The following is a 26,123-nucleotide window of genomic DNA, read 5'->3' on the forward strand; positions in this document are numbered from 1 at the left end:
AAGGGGCCATACCATCATTAATGCTGCCATTTCAACGCTGCCTGTTTTTCAATCACTGCCAAACAGGTCGCGGGTATATACTTTCGCTTCTACGTCACTAAGCTCAGCCACCATTCGGTTAGTCAAGATGACGTCACACTTGTCTTTAAAGGCGGCTAAATCACGCATCACGGTTGAGCCGAAGAACTTGTCGTCTTGCAATACCGGTTCATAAACAACCACCTCTACACCTTTTGCCTTAATACGCTTCATAACACCCTGCATAGCGCTGGCACGAAAATTATCCGAGCCTGTTTTCATGATAAGCCGATAAACGCCTACCACGGTCGGATTGCGGCGCAGCACTGATTCAGCAATAAAATCTTTGCGCGTGCGATTAGCATCCACAATCGCTTGTACCATATTACTCGGCACATCCGCATAATTGGCGAGCAGCTGCTTAGTATCCTTCGGCAAGCAATAACCGCCATATCCAAAGCTTGGGTTGTTGTAATGCTTACCAATTCGCGGGTCGAGACCAACACCTTGAATAATCTGCTTGGCATCTAAGCCGTGAGTTTCCGCATAAGTGTCTAATTCATTGAAATAAGCCACCCGCATTGCCAGATACGTGTTCGCAAATAGCTTAATTGCCTCGGCCTCGGTGCTATTAGTCAGCAGCACCTCAACCTCTGCTGCCAGCGCCCCTTGCTTGAGAAGGCCAGCAAAAGTCTCGCCCCGCTCAGAGCGCTCACCGACAATGATGCGCGAGGGGTAAAGGTTGTCGTAAAGTGCCTTGCCTTCACGCAAAAACTCAGGCGAAAAAATAAGATTTTGGGTACTAAAACGCTCCGAAGCACCCTTGGTGTATCCCACCGGCACGGTGGATTTAATCACCATCACTGCCTCAGGGTTAATACGCATGACTTGCTCAATAACAGCTTCGACGCTTTTAGTATTAAAATAATGAGTGTCCGCGTCGTAGTCCGTGGGGGTTGCGATAATCACGAACTGAGCACCCGCGTAGGCCTGTTCAGCATCCAACGTAGCCGTAAAGTGCAGATCGTTGCGACTTAAAAAATCTGATATTTCAGCGTCTTCAACCGGCGAGAGACGATTATTCAGCAACTCGACTTTCTCCGGCACAATATCCACTGCGACCACCTCGTGGTGTTGTGCTAACAGCATCGCGTTGGAAAGCCCTACATAGCCGGTTCCTGCAACGGCAATTTTCATACTGATAGCCCCTAAAAAACTAACCCAGAAAAGACATAAATCACTCGAAAGCGCCGTCCACTGAACGGCTGCGGCTCATCCAGAATGCCTCTGTTTTGAGCGGATCACCGATGAGCTGAGCATCTAATGCAGCCTGCTGAGCCATACGAGCCGTCGCTATTGGGTTGTCCAGTAACTGCTGTAGGCTATCGCACCATGCTGCGAGTGAGTCTTCCACCAATAGACCGTTTTCACCATGGCGTACCACCTCAGTATAGGGATAGCGATTGGAGTAAAGACCCACCCCACCCATCGCGGCAATATCCAAAAACTTAATAAACGATTTTCCTTGGTTGAACGGCGTTTCTAATAGCGGCGCCAAACCAATATGAAAGCGGTGCTGGCGTTGGTACTGTTTGAACGCTTCCCAGGGCAACGGCGCCGGTGCCCTTACCCGCGGCAGCGCTGCCAATCGTTTCGGGATATGCTGACCCAACATCACCTCAAGCTGGGTATCATCACGCTGCTGTTGGAGTGCTTCCAAGGCTGGCATGATGTGCAGTAAATCTTGAAGATGCGCCCGCGTACCGTGAAAGCCTATTTGCCAGGGCAATTGCGCAGAAGGAGAACCCGCAAAATGTTCGAGGCCTGGCAACGGCGCCAGCAACGGTGGTGTGAGTACTGAAACGTTAGGATGGCGAGGCGTAAAGTAACGAGCGAGCTGGTCGCTACAGACCACCACTTCATCGGCCAATGCCAATAAGCGCGGCTGAAGGCTAGCAATACGCGCCATGCGTTTGCGGTAGCTGCCGGGCAGCATGTTGTCAGTAGCGGCAGCGGAAATGTCATCATCAACCAGATAGACAATATAGCCAAATGCATTACGGTTACGCTCTAAACAGCGCAGCCAGCTAAGGGGAAGCGAACGGCACAGCAGCAGGTTAGCCCCAGCATAGTTGCGCATAAATGAACGCCCATGCAGCCACGCAGCGCCAAAAGCACGAGAAGCAGGAAAACGTTCGGTTCGCACGCCCTGATGATGCATGGCAGTCGCGGCCGACTCATAAAAATAGATATCCTCAGTTGGCCTTGCGCCATCGCTAAGCACCAGCCAATGCGTATCTGGCCGCTCTCGACGCCTTCCCCCTAAAATCATCGTAACGAAAAATCCTCATTTGCCAACGTCAAATTAGGATTATAGGCAGGGTCCTTATCGAGCAACGGCCCCCACTGCTCTCGCATATAGCGAGCTTCTTTCAAAGCACGGGCACGCTTTTTAGGCGTATCATCAGCACCACGGGAAATGGACTCATGGTGGTAAAGCTCAGCAAACGGTGTCCACAAATTGCGCAATCCCAGCTTATGCACCTTTAAGCACAAATCTACGTCGTTGTAAGCGACCGCTAAATCAGGTTCGTTAAGGCCACCTACTTGCTCAAACACCTCACGACGCAGTAGCAAGCATGCTGCCGTTACAGCCGTTAGGTTTTGAACAAGCTGTAGGCGACCCGCATAGCCTTCTTCGTTGTGTTGGAAAAACCGGTGCGCATGCCCCGCCACTCCGCCTATCCCTAATATGACCCCACCATGCTGAATGGTCCCATTTGGGTAATAGAGCTTCGCACCCACACACCCCACTTCCGGCCGGGATGCTTGGCTAACCATTTCTGTTAACCATTCGCCATCGATAGGCTCAACATCATTGTTAATCAGACCGATGATATCGCCTTTAGAATGCTGGGCGCCAAAATTATTAATTGCAGAATAATTAAAATCGTGGTTCCAGCGCATGACTTTTACCCGCGAATCACGTTGTTCCACTTCTTCCATATAAGCCAGTGTTTTAGCGCAGCTGGACTGGTTATCTAGAATCAATAATTCAAAATGCCGGTAAGCGGTTCTCTCCAAGATAGCATCCACACATGGCTTCAGTATTTCAACACCATCACGAGTGGGTACTAACAAACTAACGAGAGGCTGAGGCGAAGGGACTGGCCACATAACCCGCGCTGAATTCACCACACGCCCAGGAACAACCTGAGCAGAGCAGCCCATCTCATTGAGGCTAAGAGACACTAGAGCCGCATAATCGTTAGCAAGCGAAAGCGGGCTCGAAACTGCACGATGAAGCAGAATGCGCCCAATACTTTGTATTTTTCTAACATTACTGGCTAACACGTTAAGCGCCAGCTTAGCCTGCCAGCTGCCGATTGATGTAGCGCAAGGTAAGCCGCCGGCCGGCATTATCTCTGAGAATTTATCGCCACGTACCCATATCGCACATCCAATATAGGGCTGCGAAAGCAACAAGTCTGGGTTCCATTGGGGTTTAAAAAGCGGAGAATGTCGCATGCCTTCAGCATCTAACTGATCCTCATCGCTATAAAGCAACTCTGCATCAGGATAACCTGCCAACATGTAAAGCGCATGGGCTGATAGCTTATCGCCAGGGCTAAGAACAGACACCCACATGGAGGCAGAGAGTGTCATTTTTCGAGGCTCAGATTTTGTATCTGATATCGTAATGCGTGGGTCTTCCGCCACCATTTTTTCAAGATACGGGAGCACATCCGCGGCGCAGCCTACCGAGGGTAAAAGCACAGCTCTCCAGCTATCTAGCAATTGGAGCTGAAGGCTTTTTATCGTTTTTACAAGAGAATCAGCATCATGAATACCTGCAACAGGAATATAAAAAAGGTATTCACCTACCAGTTGCCGCGCTTGAATTTTCGTTCTTATTTTAGCCCCATCTGGTTTACTTTCGAACTCACGCACCCAAAGCCTATAATTACGGCGTGAGCACAAGCTAATGTAGGTTGACTCATACTCTCGAATGGCTGTTCGGCGCCATGACTCACCGCTCGCGCGCGCACGCAGGCGAACTTTTCTGGCAGCCTCTTGCTGTGAGATATCGCGATAGTCCTGATGAATGTTAATCAACCGCTGCAGTAAACGATCACGGGCGAACGAAGCAGTGACCCACACAAGGCGAAAGTGTGGCAATGAAAAATGTCCCTTGGCATTCATTGGCCTGAAAGCAAAGGACTTAACTCCCCAAGGCACATGCACTAGGCGCTTACTCAGTTTGCCAACCCGCAAAGGCATATCAATATTGAAGGTCCTACGACCCGCCACAAAACGAAAGCTAGCGGCCACCGAGGTTACCGAGCGGTCTACCATAAGCTCAATCATATACCAGCCGGGTAAATAGACGCCGCCCTGAGCGGTAAACTCCATGGACTCGTCTAGCGCTTCCCAGCGATGGTGATAGGCATCCCATACAACATTATCTTTAGGTGCTAGGGCTTGCTGAAATGTCAGCGTGCCGAGCACCACTTGCATATTGGCTGTGATCGTCACGCGCTAAACCACCCTACAGGAAGAAAATCATTCCACTTCCCCAATCCCCATTCCGCTAATTTCGCCTGGTCGGCTGGCCTGCGCTCAGCAAGCGCGACGGTATGTTCATCCATGCTTACGCCTTCTATTTTTTCAAGAATGGTATCTTGCAACGACCACGTTAGCTGCGGTGCCTCCACCATGAAACGAGCGTTAGTCTGCACTAGCACTACCTGGGCAGCGACAGAACCAACTAGCGATACATCAATATTGCCAGCGCTATGTACAAATACCACGCGGCGGAAAGTGCGCACTAAAAATGGAAACATCATATAGCTTGAAGAGGCACCCATTACCAAGCAGCACTGGTCAAGAAACGCAGCGCTATTTTCCCACACGATGACACGCCCGAAGTTGGGCAATCCGTTGTCATAGCGTTTTAGATCCCGGTGGTCAAACGAGCTCAAGCGCGGGGAAGCGGCCATACGCACAGGATCCAGCTTACTTCCCAAATCCCCGCGTAATCGCACAGTTTTATACTGATCCTCAGTAAACCAACGTTCGATATCTTTCAACGCGGCCAGCTCTAATCGACTCACAACCTCACAGGTAACACGCATGGCAGCTTGCTGGGTCCAATGGGTATCCGTCACGTGGTAAGCGTCATCACCCATCTGCGTTAGCAATGCCTCAGGATATAAACAAAAATCATCAGGCAACACTGTCACGACCTGATCGGCCGGTGAAATAGCGCCCATGGGATAAGGATGATAATCGCTCATCACCCGCTCCTTACTAGGGGCAACTACCATCATCACTTTCGCATTCAGCTGATGAGAAAGCGCCACCACCTGTTCAGCATAGGCAACCCACTGAGCGATAGCATTCTGGCCTAACGACATATAGCCAAGGTGCTGGTAAAGACTTACGTTGGTATCTTGATCAAGAAAAAGCCAGCCCTGCTTTCCAATTAGTGCACTTGCCCGGCGTTCCGGTACTGACACATCAGGCATAAGCGTTAAACGCTCTAGCGGAATACGACGCTCCCCAGCGTCGGTAATCACCACGGCAGACAGCTCCACATTTCCTGAACGAACAGGCAGCTCGATACGAAAGTGAGCGACCTCATCAAGACAACCACTTTTATGGCCATCAATGTGATGAGCAGGAAACACGCACTCCACACCCGCTTGCCAGGTACAAGCGAGCTTCACGTTTTCTTTCTGTACCGATACTCCTACAACACTCAAGCTTGCCTGAAGCAACACACCGCGCTGGGTGAGCATCACGCCCGATCGATGAGGCCATGTCCGCTTCCAGGCAGTAATGGGCGGTTCCAGTGGTAGCGTGTGTGATTGTACAGACACATAATGCGCGCGCTTCCACCAGGATAAAGAAAACGTCAGCGCTTTACGCCACCATGATTGCTCCGGCGCATTAAAAGGGACAGCAAATACGCTTGCATTAGGTAACGATAGCGACTGCAGGTAGACACTACTCGCCCACGCCTGAGCCGCATAGCACTCGCGTGCATTTCGATCAAAGCGCGCGAAATACGCCTCACCATGGGTGGTCGTCAATGTGATGTCAGTGCAATGTAGCATTTGCCCAAGCACAAACTCTTCCACTGATTTAACCGCATAGTGATTAATTCGGGCCCCCTGCCAACATACTCGACGGCTTGCGCCAGGGAGCCCATCAACCAGTTGCAGTGGCGAACCACTGCTATTAACGTAGCGGCCCGTTTTAAGTACCGCATGGCGTTCATTATCAAAATGACTAACCCGCGAAGGCCTAACGACACTTTTGTAGAATCGATTATAGCGAAAGGTACGAGAAGAACGCTGGGTAAAACGCTCAATCACTAAGCCATCGCCACGAAAGCGCTCCCCGGAAGAACCAAAACAGGCAGAGTTCAGTGCCAGAGCGCTCACATCCGAGTCACTGAATATCCCACCAAGCCAGGTACGCAGCTCGTTTGCCGGTGGCGCATTTGCTGAGCTATCTGGCGTACTGCCTTCCTCCAGTGGCAATAAAAACTCGTCCACCTCAATGAAGGCCACAAGATCTAGCGTCTTGGGGCAAGCAGCCAATAAAGAATGGTAAGCGAATAGCTCTCCTGACGCATGATCATCCCCAGAGGAACGCACCAATGTCACCAGGCCAAGACGAGAAAGTTCGCGTAAATAAGCATAAGAGCCATCACTGCTACCGCTGTCTACAATAACAAAATGCTCGACACCCACAGCCAAATGGAACGCAATCCACTCTTGCAGTGCATCCAATTCATTTTTAATAACTGCTGCAACACCTAACCGGGGCAGCGTATTCGACGTTGAAATAGTCCTTCACTCCCAGTCGTTGCTAAAAATCGTTACTAGCCGAATCACCACTAATCTGACCGGCTTCCACCGTAGCCACAGGAAATAGGTAGTTAAGTGCCTGTGCCATTGCCGCCTGATGCGCCTCAGCACCATATAAAGCGTTAGCACGCTGGCGGCCAGCATGCCCCATAGCAGCGAGTAATTTAGGGTCATTGGCTAAAATTACAACCCACTGAGCTACGCGCTGAACATCACCCAATGGGGCTAAAAAACCTGTTTTCCCATGCTCTACAAGCTCAGGCAATGCCCCCCAGTCATAGGCCACCACAGGCCTTGCGGCAGCCATCGCTTCTAATACGGTACGGCCAAAAGACTCCTGAAAATGAGAGAGGTTCACCACAACATCAAGGTTCGCCATCGCGGCCCTGGGTTCTTCTGCATAACCTCGGTGGAACAAGTTAGTTTTTTTGTTGCCCGCGGCACTGCCCACTTCAAAACGCTGCTGAAGCAAAGCATCTAGATCTGGAGTAGCTGCACCGTATAGACAGCATTCAACCTCAATGCTCTCGCATGCCAAGGCGTCAGCAAGCGCTGCAAAATCTACAAGCCCTTTTTTATGAATTAAACTTCCCATCAGCCCCACCCGCAGCGGCCGCTGCGCATCAAGCTGCACAGCAGGTACCGCTTGCCAAGCAGGCATATCCACCATATTAGGCACCACACATACCGGCACGCCTCTACCCTGAAACGCCTCTGCGGTACATTGAGAGTTCACAATTAAGCAATCTGAATGGGCAACAGCGTGCGCCACCACGCCTTCAGCCGAACTATTCAGTGCTTGGCAAAGACCAGGATCATGCGCCGGCAATTCACGAACATGCGTCATTACGGGCAAGCCCAAACGCCTAGCCGCAACCGAGGGCGCGTGCAGCGTTAGTGTGTTCATGTATACAGCGTCAGCGCTTGTGGCCCCAAGCAACGTCTGCATCGACGTTATCGTGGAGGCGTCACTGGCCTCTTTCTCTCGCCACCAGCCATAGGGTAAGACGTACAGTGCACGGCTAACGCGCTGTAACGCTGCTAAATAAGCGGGGTTACTAGCATTAGGCACTATGACCACCGCTGCAATACCCAACTTCTCAAGAGTATTCAGCGCATCCAACAGGCTACGTTCCGCGCCATATAAACGTGGGGTAACCGTATGGGCAAATACTGCCAAGCAAGGCTGCCCAGCCAATGCTGCTTGAGCACCATCACCAGGAATGCAGGGCAGTGGATCTAACCCACGCCACCGCCCCCACCACCAGTAATGAATAACAACAGAGGAAGGCTCCCACGGTCTATCGCCACCATAACAATACCCATAACCGCTTATGCTGATATGTGGCGAGAGCTCTCGGCCTTCCGCAAGGCCGTACAATAGAAAATGGGCGAAGGCATTTCCCCCCGCAGCTGCCACATCAGGATAGTGCTGCAAATACCACTGCCTGTTAAACAAGCGTGCTGCCGCCCAAAATAAAAAGGGGTAGCGCCAGTTATACTGCCGCCACCCCTTCTTGTGCTGCCCCCAATAAAAGCTCCTGAACGCCCCCAAAAACGTCATAACACGTTTCTGCCACCACCAGCCAAATACACGGTTAATGATTCCGCCTTAGCGGCAGGAAGCGGTCTCCCCGTAAGGTCACGCACACCCTCCTGGATAGTAAGCTGCGGCACGCTATCAGGCCAATCTATGGAACCAGCTAGCGCTTGTACACGCACTTCGCGACACCGTAACCTAAAGCCCCCATGGGCAATCGCAATATCCTCTTCATGGCAAAGTTCCCACATGTCGTCTGCTAACCAGCGGGTATTAAAATCATCTGGCCTGCTCCAGGGGCAAACGACAACGTAGTAGCCTTCATGACGCAGCCGTAGAAGCGTATTCAACAGCTCCAATAATCGTGGGTTACGCACAGAAACATCTGCCACGATAGCAATATCGTACTGCATGCAGGGCTGCGGATGGTTACCAAGCGGAGTTGGAAAAAGCCGACGGACGCTGTGGTTAGACATTACGGGCACTACTTGCCTTTCCCGCCACCAAGATGCCGCTTGGTGATACAAGTGGCGCACGCCACAATGAATGGTGCGCACGTGTGTCGCTTTTCGCTGGGTTAGCGAAGCTGCCTGCACTAAGGAAAATGCCAACGGCACGTTGGTCGCTACTTTAAACAGCGCATCAGCGCCATAATGCTTCTGAAGTCGCTCTACAAATTCATTATCTGCTGCTACCGCCACCTCATCCCACATTCCCAGTATACCAAACACCTCTCGGCGAACCATCACAGAGGCAGGGTTTGGTTCTAACCAATCAGCACATAAATGCCATGGCCCCAGCGGCTGTAAGCTCTCATCTACCCGTATCCAAAACGACTGGGTCGCCATCACACTGGCATGTTGCATAAGCGCCAACGCTTGGCGTTCAATCTTTTGCGGATGCGACCAGTCATCGCTGTCATGCACCGTAACAAATGCCCCTCTGGCCGCTCTAACACCGGTATTTCTAGCGCTGTAAGCCCCTTGGTTTTTCTCATGTCGAATCAACGTAAGTCTAGGCTCTAAGCGCGCCCTCTTTTCTACCCGCTTAGCCGTGCCATCGGTACTGGCATCATCCACGACGATAACTTCAAGATTGGACCAGCTCTGTGCCAGTAACGACTTCAACGCCACACCAATCGTATTTTCTGCGTTAAAAGCGGGTACCACCACTGACACCAGCGGCATACGCCGGCTCACCTTGGTTCTCACCCGGCGTGTCTTTAACCGGCCCAAGCCACTTTTCGACTCTAGCGGTAATAACGGCACCAGTTTGCGTCGAGCGAACCACTGGTTAAGCGGTGCTAGCCGCTGCTCTAAGGGTAGATTAACAGACGCCAATGGCAGCATTACCTGATCCAGCCCATTGCCAGAAAAATGCGGTTGATCGCGTAGCGCATCTAGCTCATCTTGCTTACCTAAGCGTACATAACATTTCAGCAACGCCTGCGGAATCCACTGCTGGTAGCGACCAGCATCGCCTTCCGCCAATGTTTGTAAATAAGTAAGCGCTTGTTCGTAACGAGATTGGCCATAATACCAACCGGCCAAATACCACAGCGCTGCCGGCTGCCCCTGGCCTGCCAGTACCTGCAATTTAGGAATAGCTACACCCGCGTGGCCATGCCATGCCTGATGGTGCAACCAAACAGCTTGGTCTTGAAACACGGGAAAATCACTAATATGTCTATTAGCAGCTGGCAAACGCCCTTCGTGAATGCCATAACGTAAGAAGTGCAGCACCGGGTTCACTTTTGCCCGCCCTATGTCCACATAGCGGGAGGTATACCACTGGGCGTCAAACCGCGGGCTAGGGGTTAACCCCGCACGCCAGCCCAAACGCAAGAAATGCAGCTCCGGCCTAACCCATAGCCACCGCTGCCAAGCAGGCATTTGGGTTCGATAATAGCGCCGATCGAATTCGCCATGTTGTGTTAACAAACGCATATCGCTGCGCTCTTTTGCACTGGATAGTGGATAAAGCGCTTTAAAAAAAGAAATAATGGTCACTAATAATCAACAACTCATCAGTAGGTGAACAATGCCCCTATGGGCAATTGACTATTATCCAGCGACATACTGAAATCGCCTCGGGTTTCCCTAGCACTAACGAGTAAGCGCCAGAGGCTTAACAACGCCATGGACTAACGTGTTTTCAGTATTATAAAGCCCGAATGCTTAAGCGAGCGGCTGTGAGAGGTTGCGGATACTTTAGTCACGGATGCAGCTTTGGGTCCGAAATGCAGCTTACCCAATAGTTGTTCAACCTTTGCGCGATCACCTTTAAATACCGCCTGTACAGTACCATTTTGCCGGTTTCGAACCCACCCTTGAACGTTCAGTGCCGCCGCTTCACGACGTAACCACTTACGGTACCCCACACCCTGCACCTTTCCCTCTATAGATACCAGGCGCTGACAAGGGACAGGCGGAGATGTACGTATGGGCGTAATAGAAAACGCAGTGGCCAGCGCCTTCTGCTTTTCATAAGCGCGCCGCCAAATAGGTGTTGCCAAATCTCGTGGCGCGCCACGCATCGGGAAATGGTGACCACCAATACCAGGCCCCGTATTGACTTCAATAATGTAGGCGGCCGGCTCCGACTCATCAGAGGTATCCACCATCACATCAACCCCAGCCCAATCCAAGCCAGGAATAGCCGTAACGGCCTTGACAGCCGCCTGTTTCGCTATTTCTGGAACGCTATCGGTCGCATCAAATGAGTCCGCTCCCAGCGATATATTCGCCTCGTGGCGAAGCACGACCTCCTGCCCTTCAGCGGGGATGCTTTCCCAGGTTAGCAACTGTTTGGACAAGTTCTGCTCCACCCACTCATCTTTGGGGATCAGACTAGTCATTAAACGAGGGTTTAGGGCACGCAGCTCGTTCTTCGCCTCCACCAACTTACTTACCGACCGTGTACCATCGCCTATTACATGGGCAGGTTTTTTACCCAACACAGAAAGCACTTGCCCGCCAAGTACAAAAAAGCGGTACTCAGTGCCAGACACATGCTCTTCCACCAACACGCCAATGGATGATTTCGCCTTATGATAAGCATCAACAATCTCGGTCTTATCACTCAAGCCTAAACTAACGCCACGCCCACGAGTGCCCTTGATAGGCTTCACCACCACAGGCTTAGCAAGCTTTGCAGCAAAATTTGCAGCACCTTCCGCTGAATGAACCACCTTATAGCGGGGTTTAGAGACGTTACCTCGGTCTAAAAAACGGTGTGTAAACAGCTTGTGGGTGGCAATTTTCCCCCCCACAGCGGATTCGTTAGAGCGCACATCCCAAAAAAACACCTGAACATCATTGAGCGTAGCAATAAACATCGCCTTGCTAAACCAAGTGACCTCCGCACCTTCGCTTTCCGCTACACGGGCAATTAACCAAGGCCCAAGTAAATGGGCTTTATGGGCGTTACGCGCTAAATCACTTAATTCATCGGTATAACTATTTAGGGATTCATCACCCATACACTTGGGCAAAACTACAGAATTCGTCATTATCTAACTCTTAAATGCGCGGCATGCTGGCTGTTAATCAGCGATTGCGTTGTCCAGCCCCAACATTGTTCTGGTCAAGCATCGTCCAGCTCAAACATCGCCCCGAGGTAAAGATCGGCTTGCTCACCAAAGGCATGGTAAGTCCCAGGCACCGGCGTGAGTTCTCCTAATACCGGCCCCTGGCGGGCTTCATATAAATCTATTCGACAAAATGGGGTAGGTAACGCCGCCGACACACGCTCTGCAATACTTAATAACGCCTCAGGCGCGCGCGGGGGTAACAATGCGGGATCATTCGCCTCTGCATACTTCCCTGTTTCAACAGGGTGCCAATTACGGTCGTACCAGCGATAATACTGCCCTTCCGGCTGGCGGGCTACCTGTAGGATTAACCCCACACGGCCACGGAAGGCATAAAACTTAAAATCATCAACCGGGCGCAGCAACCCTGAAGGGGGTAGCAATAACTCTTCCAACTGCCAATGATTCGGGAACTGGTGCTCGCGCATTTCCTGATACAGCCGCTCAAGAATATCCACCAAACGCAAGCGGCAGCGCAGCTGCAAGCATTCAAAGGTAATCTCATCCACCCGTTTTAGCGAGAGCACTCCACGGGAGCTATGGGCTTCTTTAGGTTTAATGACACACGCATCAACGCCTTCCAGCACATCCCGCAGGTGCTGCAATGAAAAGTCATCTTTAAGGATCTTCGCGGTGGACACACCTAACGCATCCATTTGGCCAGCCACCCAGGCACGGTTCCCCGCCAATACAGCAAAACTATTAACACCAGGCTGCTGCTCTTCCCGCTGGTAGCGACGCACAAGCGCATCCATCGCAGAGCGAAATGAAGGCGGCGCAGGCAAGGTACCTTTACGGGCAGGGTGAGAAGCTTGTACCCAAGCTAATCGTTCAGGTTTCAGAAGAAAATCACAAAAAGAGGGGATAACAAGCTCACTCATCGGTAAAGCCGTAGCAAATAGAAACAAGGAGGGAAAAGAGGGCCGATATTAAACCACTAAATAATCGGGAAAAATCCAGCCCTAAATATTTACAGCTAATGTGTTGCTAATGCGGAATATATTTTGGGAAATTTTTCAAAAAGATCATCAGAATAATTTCTCATTGGGTCATTGCTGCGAATAATGTCCAACAACACTTGATCTGACGGATCCACGTTTTTTAAAAGCAAAGAGCGTGTTGAAAAAAGCGCCCTACTCTCAGCACAACCATTAAAACACCAGTGCCATGGTTCAAAAATCACCCCAAAAATATTATCTTTTTTATAAGACTCATAAAAACCATACGTATGCGCATGCTTCTTAAGCCACTTATAAGAGTCTGAACGAGATAAACGCCCGCCCGCCATTTGCTTTGGCAAACGAATATCAATTGCAAAGCCAGTATGATGTTCACTATGGCCAGGTAAAGCAACTCTGGTAAGAGTTTTAACAGTACCTAGCTCTTTTTTCAAACGATAGTATTCAAAAGTTCTGGTTTGACGCTTGTAAGAGCGATAGCCAATCTTAATAATAACTGGAGCAACGCCATCTCTATGCATAGCATTGCTCATTTCTAGAAAAGCAGAGGCAGCATGTTTATGTAGCCAGACACCATCATTCAAACAAACTAAGTTTTCAGTAGCCACCTCTTGGTAACGAAGATGACCAAAGCGAATTGATGAGTCACTCAAGTCGAATTGTTCAAGGCCTTCGCTATCAATAACGCTTGATTGGATCATACTTAAAGGGCCTTTAAACTCGCAGTTTCAAGAATCGACATAACCAAAGTATCAAAATCTGTGCCCGCATGATTAGCCGCTTGAGGAACTAAACTACGCTCTGTCATACCTGGGCAGGTATTGATTTCAATGAGCCATGGCATACCTGAATCGTCGATAATAACATCAACACGACCCCAGCCTTCACAGCCAATCATATCGTATGCTTTTCTGGATAGAACTTTGAGACGATCTTCTGCTGTTGAATCAAGACCACAGGGTAAGTTGTAAATAGTACCAGATGACAGGTATTTCGCTTCGTAATCATAGAAATCATTGAAAGGCACCATACCTATCACTGGTAATGCCTCACCAGAGACAACAGCAACCGTATACTCATTACCCTTAACAAACTCCTCCACCATTACAAGCTTATCGTATTGCACGGCATCATTATAAGCCTCCAGCAGCTCATTCTGATTTTTTGCTTTTACAATACCGATACTAGAGCCTTCATGGATTGGTTTAACCATCACAGGGAAAGTGAAGGTATCACATACTTTCTCCAGCTCTTCTTTTGAGTGAAGAAGCGTAGATTTAGGCGTATACAAGCCCCCCATTGACCAGACTTGTTTGGTCTTATATTTATCCATGCCAATAGCTGAAGCCATAACACCACTACCAGTGTAAGGCTTACCAAGCCACTCCAAAACTCCTTGGATACAGCCATCTTCACCACCACGGCCGTGCAACGCAACAAACGCCACATCAAACTCAGCACCTAGTAGCTGCTGTACAGCATTACTCTGCAGGTCAATACCAAAAGCGTCAACACCTGACCGTAGCAAGGCATTTAAAATAGCGGTACCACTTTTAAGGGACACTTCTCTTTCAGCAGAGATTCCGCCCATCAACACAGCAACTTTTCTTTTTTTTAGTATCGAATAAATACTCATAATTTATTTTCCATATTTTTTAACAATAAAACTAACTAATTTATTTAACCCAACTCCATTAGAAGATTTAAAAAGCACATTATCATTATTTTCAAGATCTCTTCTCAGGACTGGAAGGATTTGTCTATAGGATGTGAAAGCAGCTCCTCGAAGTTCAGTTTGAATCTCAGGCCACAAGTGTGCCATATTCTCCCCAACAAGGTATACTCTGTCAAAACCTAGAGAATTTATTTTTTCTGATAGATCTTTATGACGAGAGAGCGAGTTTTCTCCTAGCTCCAGCATATCTCCTAAAACTAAAACTTTCCTTCCAGCGGAAATTTCTCGCAAAGAAAAACTCTCAATAGATGATCGCATTGAGAGTGGATTCGCATTATAGCTTTCGTTAATAATCTTAATCTCTGCCTTTGGCAACTGAACAATGTGCTCATCCCCTCGTCCTCTAGGAGGAGAAAGTTTTTTTAAAAATGGAATACACTTTTCAAGCTCAATCCCCAGAGACGCACTGACAGCCAAGGCACCAATTAAGTTAATAGCATTATGCCTACCTAAAAGAGAAGTATTAAAAGTGCATTTTTTCCCCTCCAGTGTTGCATAGATGGTTCCAGTTTTAGCATCGTAGTTATCTAACCTATAATCAGAGCCTGGTGACTCACCGTAAGTAACAATTTTCACTTCACTACCAACCAAACTCTTTACTCTAGAGAAATAAGGAATGTCTCTATTTACAATAGCAGTTCCGCCCAAATTAATATTCCCGAATATTCTAGCCTTAATATCAAAAACACTGCTGACGTCTCCATACTCTTCTAAGTGGCCTTCCCCGACAGAGGTTAAGATAGCAACGTCAGGTCTAACGATAAATCTTGAAGCACTCAAAGCCTGTCCAGAAATTTCAAACACTCCATAATCATATCCACTTGATAAAAAAATCTTTTTTAAAATAGGATATGATATATTCCCAGATGAAACTTCAATAGTGCCAAAGTTCTTCAATATTGAACCCAAAACTCTCTTTGTTGTTGTCTTCCCCACAGTTCCAGTTATAGCTACTAATTTCCCTTTTTCTTTCTCAGATTTGTAATTAGAAATTTTTACTACTGAATCAAAAACAGAATCAACCACAATTTTATCAAAACCTTCTAACAAATTAGCATCAAAATCTGTATCAATAAGAAAGACGCACTTTTCCTTATCATCTAAATCAGAAATTTCAACTCCACCTCTTTTGCCGTCAAAAAAAGTCGTAACACCAGTCGGGACTACGAGCTTTTTACTTTCTCTAGGCAACTTATCATAGGTTTCTTTATCAAATCCAACAGCAAATATACTTTCGTTTGAAACAAAATCGATAAAGCATCCTTCACCCAAAAATCTCTTAAGAGCACCTGAGCTAGAGAAATTCATTAGAGCACCTCTCTTAGTTTGTTAAACTTTTCAAAGTTTTTACCTAGGATAAGGTCATCAAGTAGGCGTCTTCTAGCTTTTATAAATTCTTTACCAAGCCTGAAATCATATTCCTTATTAAATTTATCCCACTGACCAGGTCTAGGTGTAAACTCTCCTAATATCATCCCACTTTCCCCTTTTAGCATATCTATTCGCATATAAGGGGCAGGAATATTTAGACTAATATCTTCAACATATTTTACTTCTTCTTCTGTTACACCATCCCCTACCCAAGTCTCGTTTTCAAAATGACCTGTATTCTTTAAATGCTGCCCATCCCGTGACCAGAAACAATGCCTAACATTACTTCCTCGAACAATTTCAAGAATAGCAAAAACTCTACCGTAGAAAGTATAAAATTTTAGATCCCTTGCGGGGGTTTTATTTTCGATATCTTCAAGAACAAACTCTTCAATTGACCACTTTCCCTTTATTCCAAAAATATTGCCTTTATTGTATAAAACCTTATCGTTTACGTAAGATACCATTTCATCCCAAGAAGAAAATTTAACATCCTCTCGAAGGAGAACAACTTCACTAGAAGAATAGTAGAATATAACACCTCGCGAGCCCGTTCCAGCAGCAGGCTTTATTACTGCAGGTTTCTTCGGCTCTTCAATTTCATGAAATGAAAACATACGACCATCATTATTAGGTCGCTTTATACCTATGAGATCTGCAAATCTGTATGCTTTTTTCTTATCATCAAGCTCCCAAGAATAATCTGGAATCCCAAAACGTCTTTCTGCTGATCCTTGCATCATCAAGGTATGGAATGATACTGACCTCTCCAAAAGCATTTTTCTTTTTTCGATGTGCCGTAACATGCCATGAGTTATATGATCCGGATTTGCACATGAAATAAGTTGGTTAACCTTATCTTTGCTATAGCGATTTGTACCTAGCATTTTCCCTCTAGTAATACGTGTCCGATAGAACTCTCGCGAAGACTTGTTAAGTTTTTCTTGTATAATAGCAGGCACTCTATCAGAAAGGTCTTTATTACTGGGATTCTCCATTAGCTTTTCAAACATTAAGGATATTTCTTTATAATCATGAGACTCTTGCTCCTCGCCTTCCCCTCCCCTCTCCTCTACCACTGCCACATTAAAGTTTGTTAACTGATTATCCGACATTATATCTTTTGTTAGAAACTCTAGTTTTTTTTGTTTTAAATTCACACTAACAACTGAGCTAAAAGGCCTTACGCCTTTAGAAGCGTATCGTCCAGGTGAGTTAAAAACAAAGTTACCTATCGAGAAGTAAATTTTCTTTCCAGAGCACTCTTCAACTTCATCTTTTTTATGAGATCCATGAGCTACTATTGTATCAGCACCAGCATTAATTACATCACGACACCACTGTTTTTTTATTTCATCTACCTCTTGATAATCAACACCTTGCCAATGTGGACATACCACCACTATAGCCTTGGGATCAATTTCTTTAATTTTTTGGATCTGCTTTTTAACTGCAGAAAGACTAGTGTTAGCAATCCCTGGTTTTTCTTTTTCTGCAAAAAAACCATATTCTCGGTAACGCTTTCCTGATCGCATGCAATTAAATATATACACCTTCTCTCCCGACTCAGGCACAGTGATAATATAAGGCTTTCTAGCTTCATATATATTGCGACCAGCCCCTATTGTTGCTATTCCATTAGCATGCAACAAGTCTATCATTTCAATAAGTTTATCTTCACCAAAATCCATAGCATGGTTATTGGCCAGTGTTACTGCTGTCGTGCCTAATTTTTTTAAAACTTCAATTGTAACATCGGGATCATCAAACCCTGGATACTCCTTTCCCTCAATAGGCGCGCCGGGGTTATTAGTCAATACAGTCTCTAAATTAATAATTACTTCGTCACTATCCTCTAACAAGGGAGCGACTCCTTCAAAAAAAGAGAACGGATCATTTTGCAAGCGCGAATATGCTTCAGAATATTTATTCTTGCTTTTTTCCAGATAGTAATAACCGAGACTAGTATCGCCACAGAACGTAATTTTGAAAGGCTTCGTCATTTTAAATTAACTCCATTCGTCAAATTTTATTGGCAAGTAACACTAGTGGGCACTTCATTTATGCCCAAGCCATTTGCATAAATCCACGTTAGACTAGCAAGCGCCCAAGTAGGCCCACTTAGCTCGAAGTGGACTCGCCCAGTCACTTCATCTAACTCATCAAGTTTCAATGCAAGCTCTAATACATTAGCAACGTCGGTTAGCTCCTGCTTTAACCGCTGCCCGTTACTTACGCCTGAAAGCTCGACGTGTATCGTGGCTTCCTTTGATAAGTCAGGCATGTTGCACTCTGCTACCTGCTCTAAAATTGCTTGCGTGGTATCAAAATGATCGCCGATGAGTTTGTAGCATTTAAGGTGTTCAGAAAGTGCGATGACCACATGATTATCATCGCTGGCAGGTTCAGCGTGGTTGTTAACGATTAAATCAACACGCAAAAAGTCCATTCCCTGCAGTACCTTTGCCACCTTACGGCCGACTGCTTTGTAGCTTTCATGGATATCAGCGCTTTGCTGCCATTGCTTGGCACCGGCAGGCTTGGTCAGTGCCGCCACAACTTTACCAAACGCCACAATAAGCCGTAGCTGCTGACCTTCCTGCTGTTTTTCAACCATATAGCGCACGCTTAACGGCAGGAACTTACGGCCGTGCTCGTCTATGTGGTCTTCTGAAAGCCGTGTCATGGCATAAGGCGATGCAGACAAATCACTGGCTTTTTGCTTTTTAAGCTCACGAGACTGTCTGAAAAGAAATTCCAGCTCAGCATCGTTTTTAATATCTTTGATGTACTCTTCAAATAACGTATTGCGTATGACAGGCTTAAGCACAACAGGGTAGCCAATTTTTCGTGCGTAACGAATATGGTCACGTATTGAGCGGCCCGAAAACGATGCAGCTTTTACAACCTTAACCCCTGATCGTTCTAGCCTGGCACGCCATGCGCGAATATCCTGGCAAAAATTAACTTCGGGCAACAAGTTACGGCCACTTACACCACATACATAACCGCTTGGCTTAATGTTTTCTGCCCCTGCTTCTGGCGTGGGTATTTGCTGGTAATAATAGGCCAGCTGACGGGGCAGCAGTAGTGATTGCGCGCTGTTGGGCATACGCATAGCGTGTACTAGCAACCCTTCCCGCGTAATGCCGGGCAGCTTGCCAAGTAGATCGGTGAAGTTATTGAGACTTGCATCCATCACGGGTTAGCCTTCAGGGAATTAGAGTGAATTCATCATAGTGGGTTACATCGAGATGCGTTGTACGAACCGAGGTTGGCAACGCTTCAGATGGCCCTCGAATACACGCGGTTGTTAGCGCGGTGATTCCCACTAGCGATCCTTGCAGCACCGCTTCCACTTGCCTTGGCCCGATGTTTTTCACGTAACCTGTTAGGCCGCTACGCTGCGCATGACGGGCAAACCATTTACGATAGCCAACGCCGGTTACTTTGCCGCGGATGTTCACCTGTACGGCAATATTGTCTTCAGGTAATGGCGTAAGCGGTAACTTATTCTTGATCAGCACTTCTTCAATGGCATCTCTTGGCACGTTTACCGGTTCACCAAACATGGTGTAACAGGCGGTACCAATAGCGGCGTGTGCATTTAGCTCACAGATACCTATATCGGTTTCACCAACGGGCTTACGGTGGTCTTCGATCAAGAAATCAATACCGCAATAATCCAGCCCAGGAACCGCTTTTACAGCGTCTTCCGCTACCTTGATAATGCTCGGGTGCATTTCATGCAGAATATTAACGCTATCGCCCCCTTGGGAGAGGTTACAAGAGCCGGAAAGTATGACCTGCTTGCCCGCCGTAGGTACGCTATGTAGCGTTAGCCCCTGTTTATCCAGCTGATATCGGGTAGCTTCACTGAATACAATGGGCCGTGATTTCAGGTGCGGGATATTTTGGCGGTAACGGTTTTTGATCAGTATTAATTCGGCAATATTGTGCTTACCATCGCCGGTTACGTTGGCTGGCGCCCTTAGTGTCGCAGCACGCACCGTGCCACCAATCACCATAATGCGGTAATCTTCACCGAATATATGTTTTTCTACGATAAAATCATCGTGGCCTAGCTTACTGCTCTCAAGCACATGAAAAGCACTTTTTAGCTCTGTATCGCTAGTAATGTTTGGTACTACACCAATACCACGCACCCCGGTCGCTGGTTTTACAACAACAGGATAACCAATCAAGTTGGCAAATTTTGTAGCGTTCTCGTAGTCACCTGCAGGGAACATTCTCCCACGGGGAACCGGAAAGCCTAGTGGCGCTAAAAATTCACGCGTCGCTTCTTTGTGAGTACATAGTGAAATAGCATCAATACTCACCAACGGCGAACGACTTAATTTGAAATAGAATCGCTGGCCATTGTTATCCGCTGTAAAAACGCCTTTACCAGTACGCAGGATGTTGTAGCCCTGGCGTACGCACTCACGCTCCATTAAGTGGCTTTTTGCGTCCATCGTTCCTAACGGAAGCATAAGCACGGTGTCGTTAGAACTGTTGGGTGATAGCGGCTCTGAAGGGGTCTGAGGCTTACCCTTGATAGTGGGTTGATAGGTATACGTTGGCGGCTCTGCTTCGGGCAGATAGAGAACATTTTCTGCCCTATGGAACAGAGCCTCAACCAGTGTAGTATCGGAGGCAGCTTTTTCAGCCGCCTCTTGTTGTGCTAACGCTTCAAACACCTTTTCTAACAGGTGGTAAGTGCCAGTCACCGCAGACTGTATTTTGCCCCACTGGCGCTTATCACTAAGTCCAGCGTTATCAATCAAGCCATCGGTAGCCTCTACCCATTTCCTTGCATCACTGGGCACGCTACCGCTGTGTAATATTTCCGCCGTTAACTGGCTACCCATCAAACGCGATGCGACGGTCTCAAGATAGTCCCAGTAGCGGGCTGCCATCGGTTTACCGTTGCGCTGCCCCAGTCCCCCTTCAATAGCCGCTACGCGCTCCTCACCCGCACCAGTAACGACCACTTTCAGGTAGAAGTTGATCTGTTTGCCACCATTTGTCGGAACATTATGTGCAACAGGCTCATTATAGGGCTTGTCATAGGCAATTAGCTCAATGCGTGTAACATAAAAGAGGTCTGGCGACATTTACAACACCATTAATGATTCGAGTTGAGGGTGGCTTCTAGCGCTTTGTCAGAGTAACTGTAGCGCTCTTGTTCGGCTAGATCGCGGTTAATGAACCGATCATCATAGGTACTTTCGAGCAGCGCTTTACGTACTTCGCGCTTGCTGGTGCGGCCTTTGTCACTATACGCAAAAAGCTCGATTGAACGCTTACGCACCCCTGAACGGCACAGGTTAGTTGCAAAACCTGGCCCTTCTGGGATTTGAAGCTTGCTATTCTCAAGCGTAACGCATGGGTACACTAAACGCGTTTTGCCCTCTTTCTTAAACGAGGTTGAGAAATAGCGATTAAAGCGCATGGCACTCGCCAACGATACCATAGCGATGGTATTGAGGTTTGTGGTGCCATTAACACCGGCTAGGAAAATGCCACCTTTAAAGCCATGCTGCTCTGCTTCTTTTTCGGCCTCCAGCACTTCGTGGTAACCGCCTGCTTTTTGGGGAGTAATTTTAAGCTCAACATGCGGTAGGTAAAGAGCGAGGCGGCTAATAGATTCACGGCCCCATACTGGCTTGGATAGCATAATACTGACTGGCGTGCCTTCCATTTTGGCGAATGCTTGCTGATAAAAAGCATCGGCTGCTTCTTGGAAGGGATCTTCGACGATAATTTTCACATTTTGCTTAGCTGCCAAGCCAGTAAGGGCTACTTCAGCGCAGAAGTTGTTCCACTCGTCTGTTGACCAACGCTGCCCAGCATTAAGAATAATGCCGTTAAGATCATGAGTATTATTAGAAAGAGCGAATAGTAGTGAGTTCACTAGAGCACTGGCATCTTTTCCGGTGATGCGCTTACCACGACGAATCCAGCCACTCACTTGTTTTCCTTTAGCGATAGAGCGTATCAATCGCTCAGGATTCTTGAGAGGATCATTGTATACATTGCGCTCAACAGCGACCGGTTTATCTGAACTAGTTAACTGTGCAACGCTAATACCACGCTTTTTGGCAATCAAATCTAGCAGTGCACATTCAGTTGCAAAACAAACAGTAGGACTTGGGCGTTGCTGACTTGCGCCATTGCCACTAATGCCAAAAATATCGCCGATGACATTTTGGACGATATCATTAACGTGTTCGATAGGCGCTTGGGATGTAAAGTCTAGCTGCTTGCCGATGAGGCGTCTTGCCATTTTGCGAGCATAGCGCAGTGTGCTGTTTAGCGATTCGCCGCTGGCTCTTGTTGGCCGTGCTTCACCCAAGCCTATTAAAGGAGCTCCGTCATACTCTCCTGTTATTCTTATAAAAATCGAGTAATCGTCTGGCTTGCGTGCCTGTGCTTCTTGTGTTTCTTGTGCTTCTTGTGTGCTTTTCTCACGTTCGGAACGACTTAGCGGTTTATTTTTTAAAAGGACTACTTCTGTATTACTAATTTTCATGCTACCACCTTTAATAAAATTGGAGATCACACTTAATCAGAAGCCGACAATATCAATCAACTCCACAACTATTGGATGATATTATATTTAGCGTATAGCTCAGCAACCTGATAGTTACTGAACAATGGCTCGTGCATCTGAAAAAGTCTTACTTGGCTATAACTATTCCCTTCTAACACAACAAAATCTTTGTCTTGAAGTATTAGATCAAAGCCGCAGTACTTTAAGTACGGCAACTTATTAAACAAGGCCAGTAGTTTATTTTTATGTATTCGCCAATTAGGAATATGAGCGCCCGTGATTTTTTCGCCAGTATCAGGGTGCGTCGTCCACCGCCTGCCGGTAAACCGACCGGCTGCCGCTACCGCATGGCCTAACTCCCCACTATCTTTATTTATTTCTATACTTAACCCACCCAGTGAAAAGTTATCAATGGGGTAAGATTCACTATTACCTACTCTCAATACAGCACGCACTATACATGGCTCCCCATTGGTTGGGTTACGAACCACTAGCGCACGCACGGTATTAACAGTAAGTGGATAAAGCCGCTTCGAAAAGTCTCCTTGCTGTACATATTCATTGATAATAAAGGGCACCCGCTGGCGACTAAATACTTCGCCAAGTTCTTCTGTTTTAACGTTAAAGCGTGGAGTAATGGCATCATTCGTTTCCACTGCTGCATGGCGTTTATCGATACGTATGAAGTACACACTGCCGCCACCGCCACCACCTAAAGGTTTGGCCACTAACATTAACGGGCCTGCCCGACCAGCTTCGATTTCTTGCCATAGGTCCGTATGAGGAATCACCCGGCCCTGTCGGCATACCGCCACCGTACGTGGCACATTGCAATATTGGCCAAATACTTGGTCAAACAGTATTTTGTTGTTAAAAACAACGCTATAGGGGCCATTCACAAGGCGGGTAAGCCAGCGCTGAACATCGCTTAGGTAAGTGTCGATATTGTCGCGGTTAAGTCCATATAACCTTGCTTTTTCAGGTAGAAAGCCACGTTCATAAAAAAACTGAGCTTCTTCCGGGCTTAGTTTTTCCAGGTCTGGGTCGGCATGGAAGTCAAGCGTAAAGCGTTTTAGTAACGCTAGCTGTTCCGTTTCCTTAAGGCTTTCCATCAAACGTTTGTGGTGGTCTTTCGGTAGCATTGTGTCACTAGTAGCTACAGAAGCTTGATCAGTAGAAAGGATCTTGGACGACTGTTTGGGGGCCCAGAAGGTGGTGTTAGGGTTCATATTCCAAACTCACGCATGAAGTCGATGGCTGTTTGGGTTTGCATTAGCGGGCCATGTACTTGAAAGTCTTCTACCGAAGGAGTGGCAGTTAAGCGAATCAACCTTGGCTTCGGTGTAGAGATATCGATATCGACTTGAATAAATGAGTAAAGCGATTCTTTTTGAATAGGGAAAATAATGTTCTTCTGGGCTTGTTGCCATGCTGCTTTATAGTCATATCGCTTCCAGGGAATAGGCTTGCTAGGGCCTACAACAACACCACTGGTGTTAAAGCGGACCACGCTACGGGTACGGCCGCTGTTGGGCGATAGCTCCATGCTTAAGGCCATGCCTACGCTAGCAGCAGTGGCTTTTTTGGTAGCCACTACTGAAAGCGGTACCAATCCGGCCCCCGCCGGGTCTAGCATTAAAATGACTTTAAGTATCGCGCCTGTGGGTTGCTCTTGTTTCGCCATCATAGGTAGGCGGTGGTTGTAAAGCTGCCACTGGAGCTCTGTGTCTTCCAGCACGGGCTGCATAGGGCCATTCGTCTGGGCTAGGAGGTTAACCTGCAAATCGCTGATATAGGCATCTACCCGTGTACCAGGCAACTTATAGAGCCTTTTTCGACTAGGTAGAAAACCACGATTATGTAGGTACTCGGCCTCTTGCTGGATGAGTTTTCCTTGCTGCGCCCTAAAGGCTAGGCTAAATTCTCGCCATGCCTCGACGCTATTTTGGTTATCCAGTCTTTTAATGCGGCCAATGTGGCTTAGATCTGCGCTTCTGCGTGTTTTGTAAATAACTCGATGGTGCTGAGCACTGCCCTGGCTGTACAGCATGCTTTGTACTCCCCCTAAAAAGGGGGTCGACCTACGGTCTTCATGGCGACCAAAGCGTAAATAATGCAGCAGTGGATTACTTGAAGCTTCCCGGACATCGTCGTACTCATCCAGGTACCACTGAGTATGAAACCCAGGCCCAGGGTTGTGCATTTGCGATATACCAGCCGCCAAGAAATAGCCTAACGGATCCTTTACGGCACTTGGTTCGTTCAGCAGCTCAGGGTAATTAGCCAGATACCATTCTGAATGAAAGTATCCGCTTTGCTCAATTTCTGCCCGAATCTTAGCCTCCTGGTAGCCTAGCTTCTCTTTAAGGCGCCATTGAAGCGTTTTGAATAGTGTTGCAATTAGTTGCGCAGGCATAGCTAACCACTGACCTTATTCACATGGTCGGCAATGCCGGGGTGCTCAAGTAGTGGTTGGTGCATTTGATGTGCCGCCATTGCATCCGTGTTGGTTCCAAAAAAAGATAACCCTGTCTCAGTTACTACAAAGCTTAAACTGCAAATGTGCAAGTATGATGACTCATCAAAAAATTTAAGCAGCGCTGCTTTAATAGCCTCCCAATTTGGCAAGTACTCACCTATTAGGGACTGGCCTGTTTCGGGATGTTGTAAACAGCTTTCTACTTTATGTTGTTGCGCAAGTGTAAGGCATGCCGTTATAAGCCCTGTTTGAGGAGTAATGCTGGCGCTAAGCGCACCATCTTCCACTTTCGCCGGAGAGCTGGCGTGGGTTTCACTATTTCCTATCGTCAAGCTGGCAGCCGCTATTTCAGGAAGGCCATCGTTCGATTCGCGCACCAGTAATACATGAAGCAAATGATAGCCGTAAGGGCTTACCGCGGTTAGCCAGCGATGCTGCGTAGGTGCAGCAGCAATGATTAATGTCTCGTCAGTTTCTTGCGCTTCGCTAGCTAACTGTTCAATGAATGTTTTTTGAAATTCTAGAGAGCTACTATGCTTGCTTAATTTGACTGTCCTATAGGGCCCGTAGCTACCCGGATCTAAAGAGTGTATCTGCACTGTCTCTGGAAATGTGGTTTCGTCTTTCCACCATGGTGGCTCTAACCACTGGACCCCACTTTTTGTGATAAGGCAGTAGTTCTTTTCCACTTCAAAGTAATTTGCCATTACATGGCTACATAAAACTCTGTTTGACAGAACCGTTTGATATGTTTTATTTATCGATTGAAGTCTATGTATCTGGTAGTCGCTTAAATAGGCGTTAAGGTCATTTTCCGTTAAGTCGTACAGGGCTGCTCGGCTTCTGTAGAACCCATTGTGAAACAGCTGACGGCTCTGCTCTTCGTTGTGAGTTGGCGCATTTTCTTCCCAGAACCTGAGAGTGAAGTTTTTCCAAGCGTGTAGAGAGGCGATGTCATCGGCGTGCGCAATACTGTCTTTATGTGTTGGGAGCAT

General features: G+C 47.6%; 18 protein-coding genes. All 18 read right to left on the reverse strand.

Going from position 1 to position 26,123, the window contains the following annotated elements:
* Window positions 1–48: 48 nt before the first annotated feature.
* The gene (locus ACT3RP_RS00450) at window positions 49–1,215 is read right to left on the reverse strand and encodes a nucleotide sugar dehydrogenase (RefSeq protein ID WP_193062382.1); all 1,167 of its coding nucleotides are present in this window, start codon (window positions 1,213–1,215) and stop codon (window positions 49–51) included.
* A 40-nt stretch (window positions 1,216–1,255) separates the two neighbouring features.
* Entirely contained in the window at window positions 1,256–2,350 is a 1,095-nt protein-coding gene (locus ACT3RP_RS00455) for a glycosyltransferase family protein (RefSeq protein ID WP_427047016.1), read from the reverse strand.
* Window positions 2,347–4,554 carry a glycosyltransferase family 2 protein gene (locus ACT3RP_RS00460; RefSeq protein WP_427047015.1) on the reverse strand — a complete coding sequence of 736 codons (2,208 nt, stop codon included), beginning with the start codon at window positions 4,552–4,554 and terminating at the stop codon, window positions 2,347–2,349. Before ACT3RP_RS00460 ends, ACT3RP_RS00455 begins: the two co-directional genes overlap by 4 nt.
* Window positions 4,551–6,818: an alginate O-acetyltransferase AlgX-related protein gene (locus tag ACT3RP_RS00465; RefSeq protein WP_483393027.1), complete on the reverse strand. Its 2,268-nt coding sequence runs from the start codon at window positions 6,816–6,818 to the stop codon at window positions 4,551–4,553. The genes ACT3RP_RS00460 and ACT3RP_RS00465 overlap by 4 nt, the downstream gene beginning before the upstream one ends.
* Before the next feature lie 79 nt (window positions 6,819–6,897).
* Entirely contained in the window at window positions 6,898–8,334 is a 1,437-nt protein-coding gene (locus ACT3RP_RS00470) for a glycosyltransferase family 4 protein (RefSeq protein WP_483393028.1), read from the reverse strand.
* 122 nt (window positions 8,335–8,456) lie between these two features.
* Window positions 8,457–10,382 carry a glycosyltransferase gene (locus ACT3RP_RS00475; RefSeq protein WP_427047013.1) on the reverse strand — a complete coding sequence of 642 codons (1,926 nt, stop codon included), beginning with the start codon at window positions 10,380–10,382 and terminating at the stop codon, window positions 8,457–8,459.
* Window positions 10,383–10,579: 197 nt separating this feature from the next.
* Window positions 10,580–11,947: an acylphosphatase gene (locus ACT3RP_RS00480; RefSeq protein ID WP_483393029.1), complete on the reverse strand. Its 1,368-nt coding sequence runs from the start codon at window positions 11,945–11,947 to the stop codon at window positions 10,580–10,582.
* Between the two features lie 74 nt (window positions 11,948–12,021).
* The gene (locus tag ACT3RP_RS00485; protein ID WP_483393030.1) at window positions 12,022–12,909 is read right to left on the reverse strand and encodes an ATP-grasp fold amidoligase family protein; all 888 of its coding nucleotides are present in this window, start codon (window positions 12,907–12,909) and stop codon (window positions 12,022–12,024) included.
* A 95-nt stretch (window positions 12,910–13,004) separates the two neighbouring features.
* Window positions 13,005–13,688: a M15 family metallopeptidase gene (locus ACT3RP_RS00490; protein ID WP_483393031.1), complete on the reverse strand. Its 684-nt coding sequence runs from the start codon at window positions 13,686–13,688 to the stop codon at window positions 13,005–13,007.
* A gap of 2 nt (window positions 13,689–13,690) precedes the next feature.
* Entirely contained in the window at window positions 13,691–14,623 is a 933-nt protein-coding gene (locus tag ACT3RP_RS00495) for a D-alanine--D-alanine ligase (RefSeq protein WP_483393032.1), read from the reverse strand.
* Window positions 14,624–14,626: 3 nt separating this feature from the next.
* The gene (locus ACT3RP_RS00500) at window positions 14,627–16,030 is read right to left on the reverse strand and encodes a Mur ligase family protein (RefSeq protein WP_483393033.1); all 1,404 of its coding nucleotides are present in this window, start codon (window positions 16,028–16,030) and stop codon (window positions 14,627–14,629) included.
* Window positions 16,030–18,096: a CapA family protein gene (locus tag ACT3RP_RS00505; protein WP_483393034.1), complete on the reverse strand. Its 2,067-nt coding sequence runs from the start codon at window positions 18,094–18,096 to the stop codon at window positions 16,030–16,032. The genes ACT3RP_RS00500 and ACT3RP_RS00505 overlap by 1 nt, the downstream gene beginning before the upstream one ends.
* A 26-nt stretch (window positions 18,097–18,122) precedes the next feature.
* Entirely contained in the window at window positions 18,123–19,295 is a 1,173-nt protein-coding gene (locus ACT3RP_RS00510; protein WP_483393035.1) for an ATP-grasp domain-containing protein, read from the reverse strand.
* A 10-nt stretch (window positions 19,296–19,305) separates the two neighbouring features.
* Window positions 19,306–21,210 carry an acylphosphatase gene (locus tag ACT3RP_RS00515; RefSeq protein WP_483393036.1) on the reverse strand — a complete coding sequence of 635 codons (1,905 nt, stop codon included), beginning with the start codon at window positions 21,208–21,210 and terminating at the stop codon, window positions 19,306–19,308.
* A gap of 11 nt (window positions 21,211–21,221) precedes the next feature.
* On the reverse strand, window positions 21,222–22,658 hold the full coding sequence (locus ACT3RP_RS00520; protein ID WP_483393037.1) for a hypothetical protein: 1,437 nt from the start codon (window positions 22,656–22,658) through the stop codon (window positions 21,222–21,224).
* Between the two features lie 38 nt (window positions 22,659–22,696).
* A complete protein-coding gene (locus ACT3RP_RS00525) occupies window positions 22,697–23,878 on the reverse strand; it encodes a sugar-transfer associated ATP-grasp domain-containing protein (RefSeq protein WP_483393038.1) in 1,182 nt (393 codons plus the stop codon).
* Window positions 23,875–25,065: a hypothetical protein gene (locus ACT3RP_RS00530; protein WP_483393039.1), complete on the reverse strand. Its 1,191-nt coding sequence runs from the start codon at window positions 25,063–25,065 to the stop codon at window positions 23,875–23,877. The genes ACT3RP_RS00525 and ACT3RP_RS00530 overlap by 4 nt, the downstream gene beginning before the upstream one ends.
* A gap of 2 nt (window positions 25,066–25,067) precedes the next feature.
* Complete coding sequence (locus tag ACT3RP_RS00535; RefSeq protein ID WP_444624323.1) at window positions 25,068–26,123, reverse strand: sugar-transfer associated ATP-grasp domain-containing protein; 1,056 nt, start codon at window positions 26,121–26,123, stop codon at window positions 25,068–25,070.

This window comes from Halomonas sp. AOP5-B2-8, assembly GCF_052376475.1.
Taxonomy (GTDB): Bacteria; Pseudomonadota; Gammaproteobacteria; order Pseudomonadales; family Halomonadaceae; genus Vreelandella; species Vreelandella casei.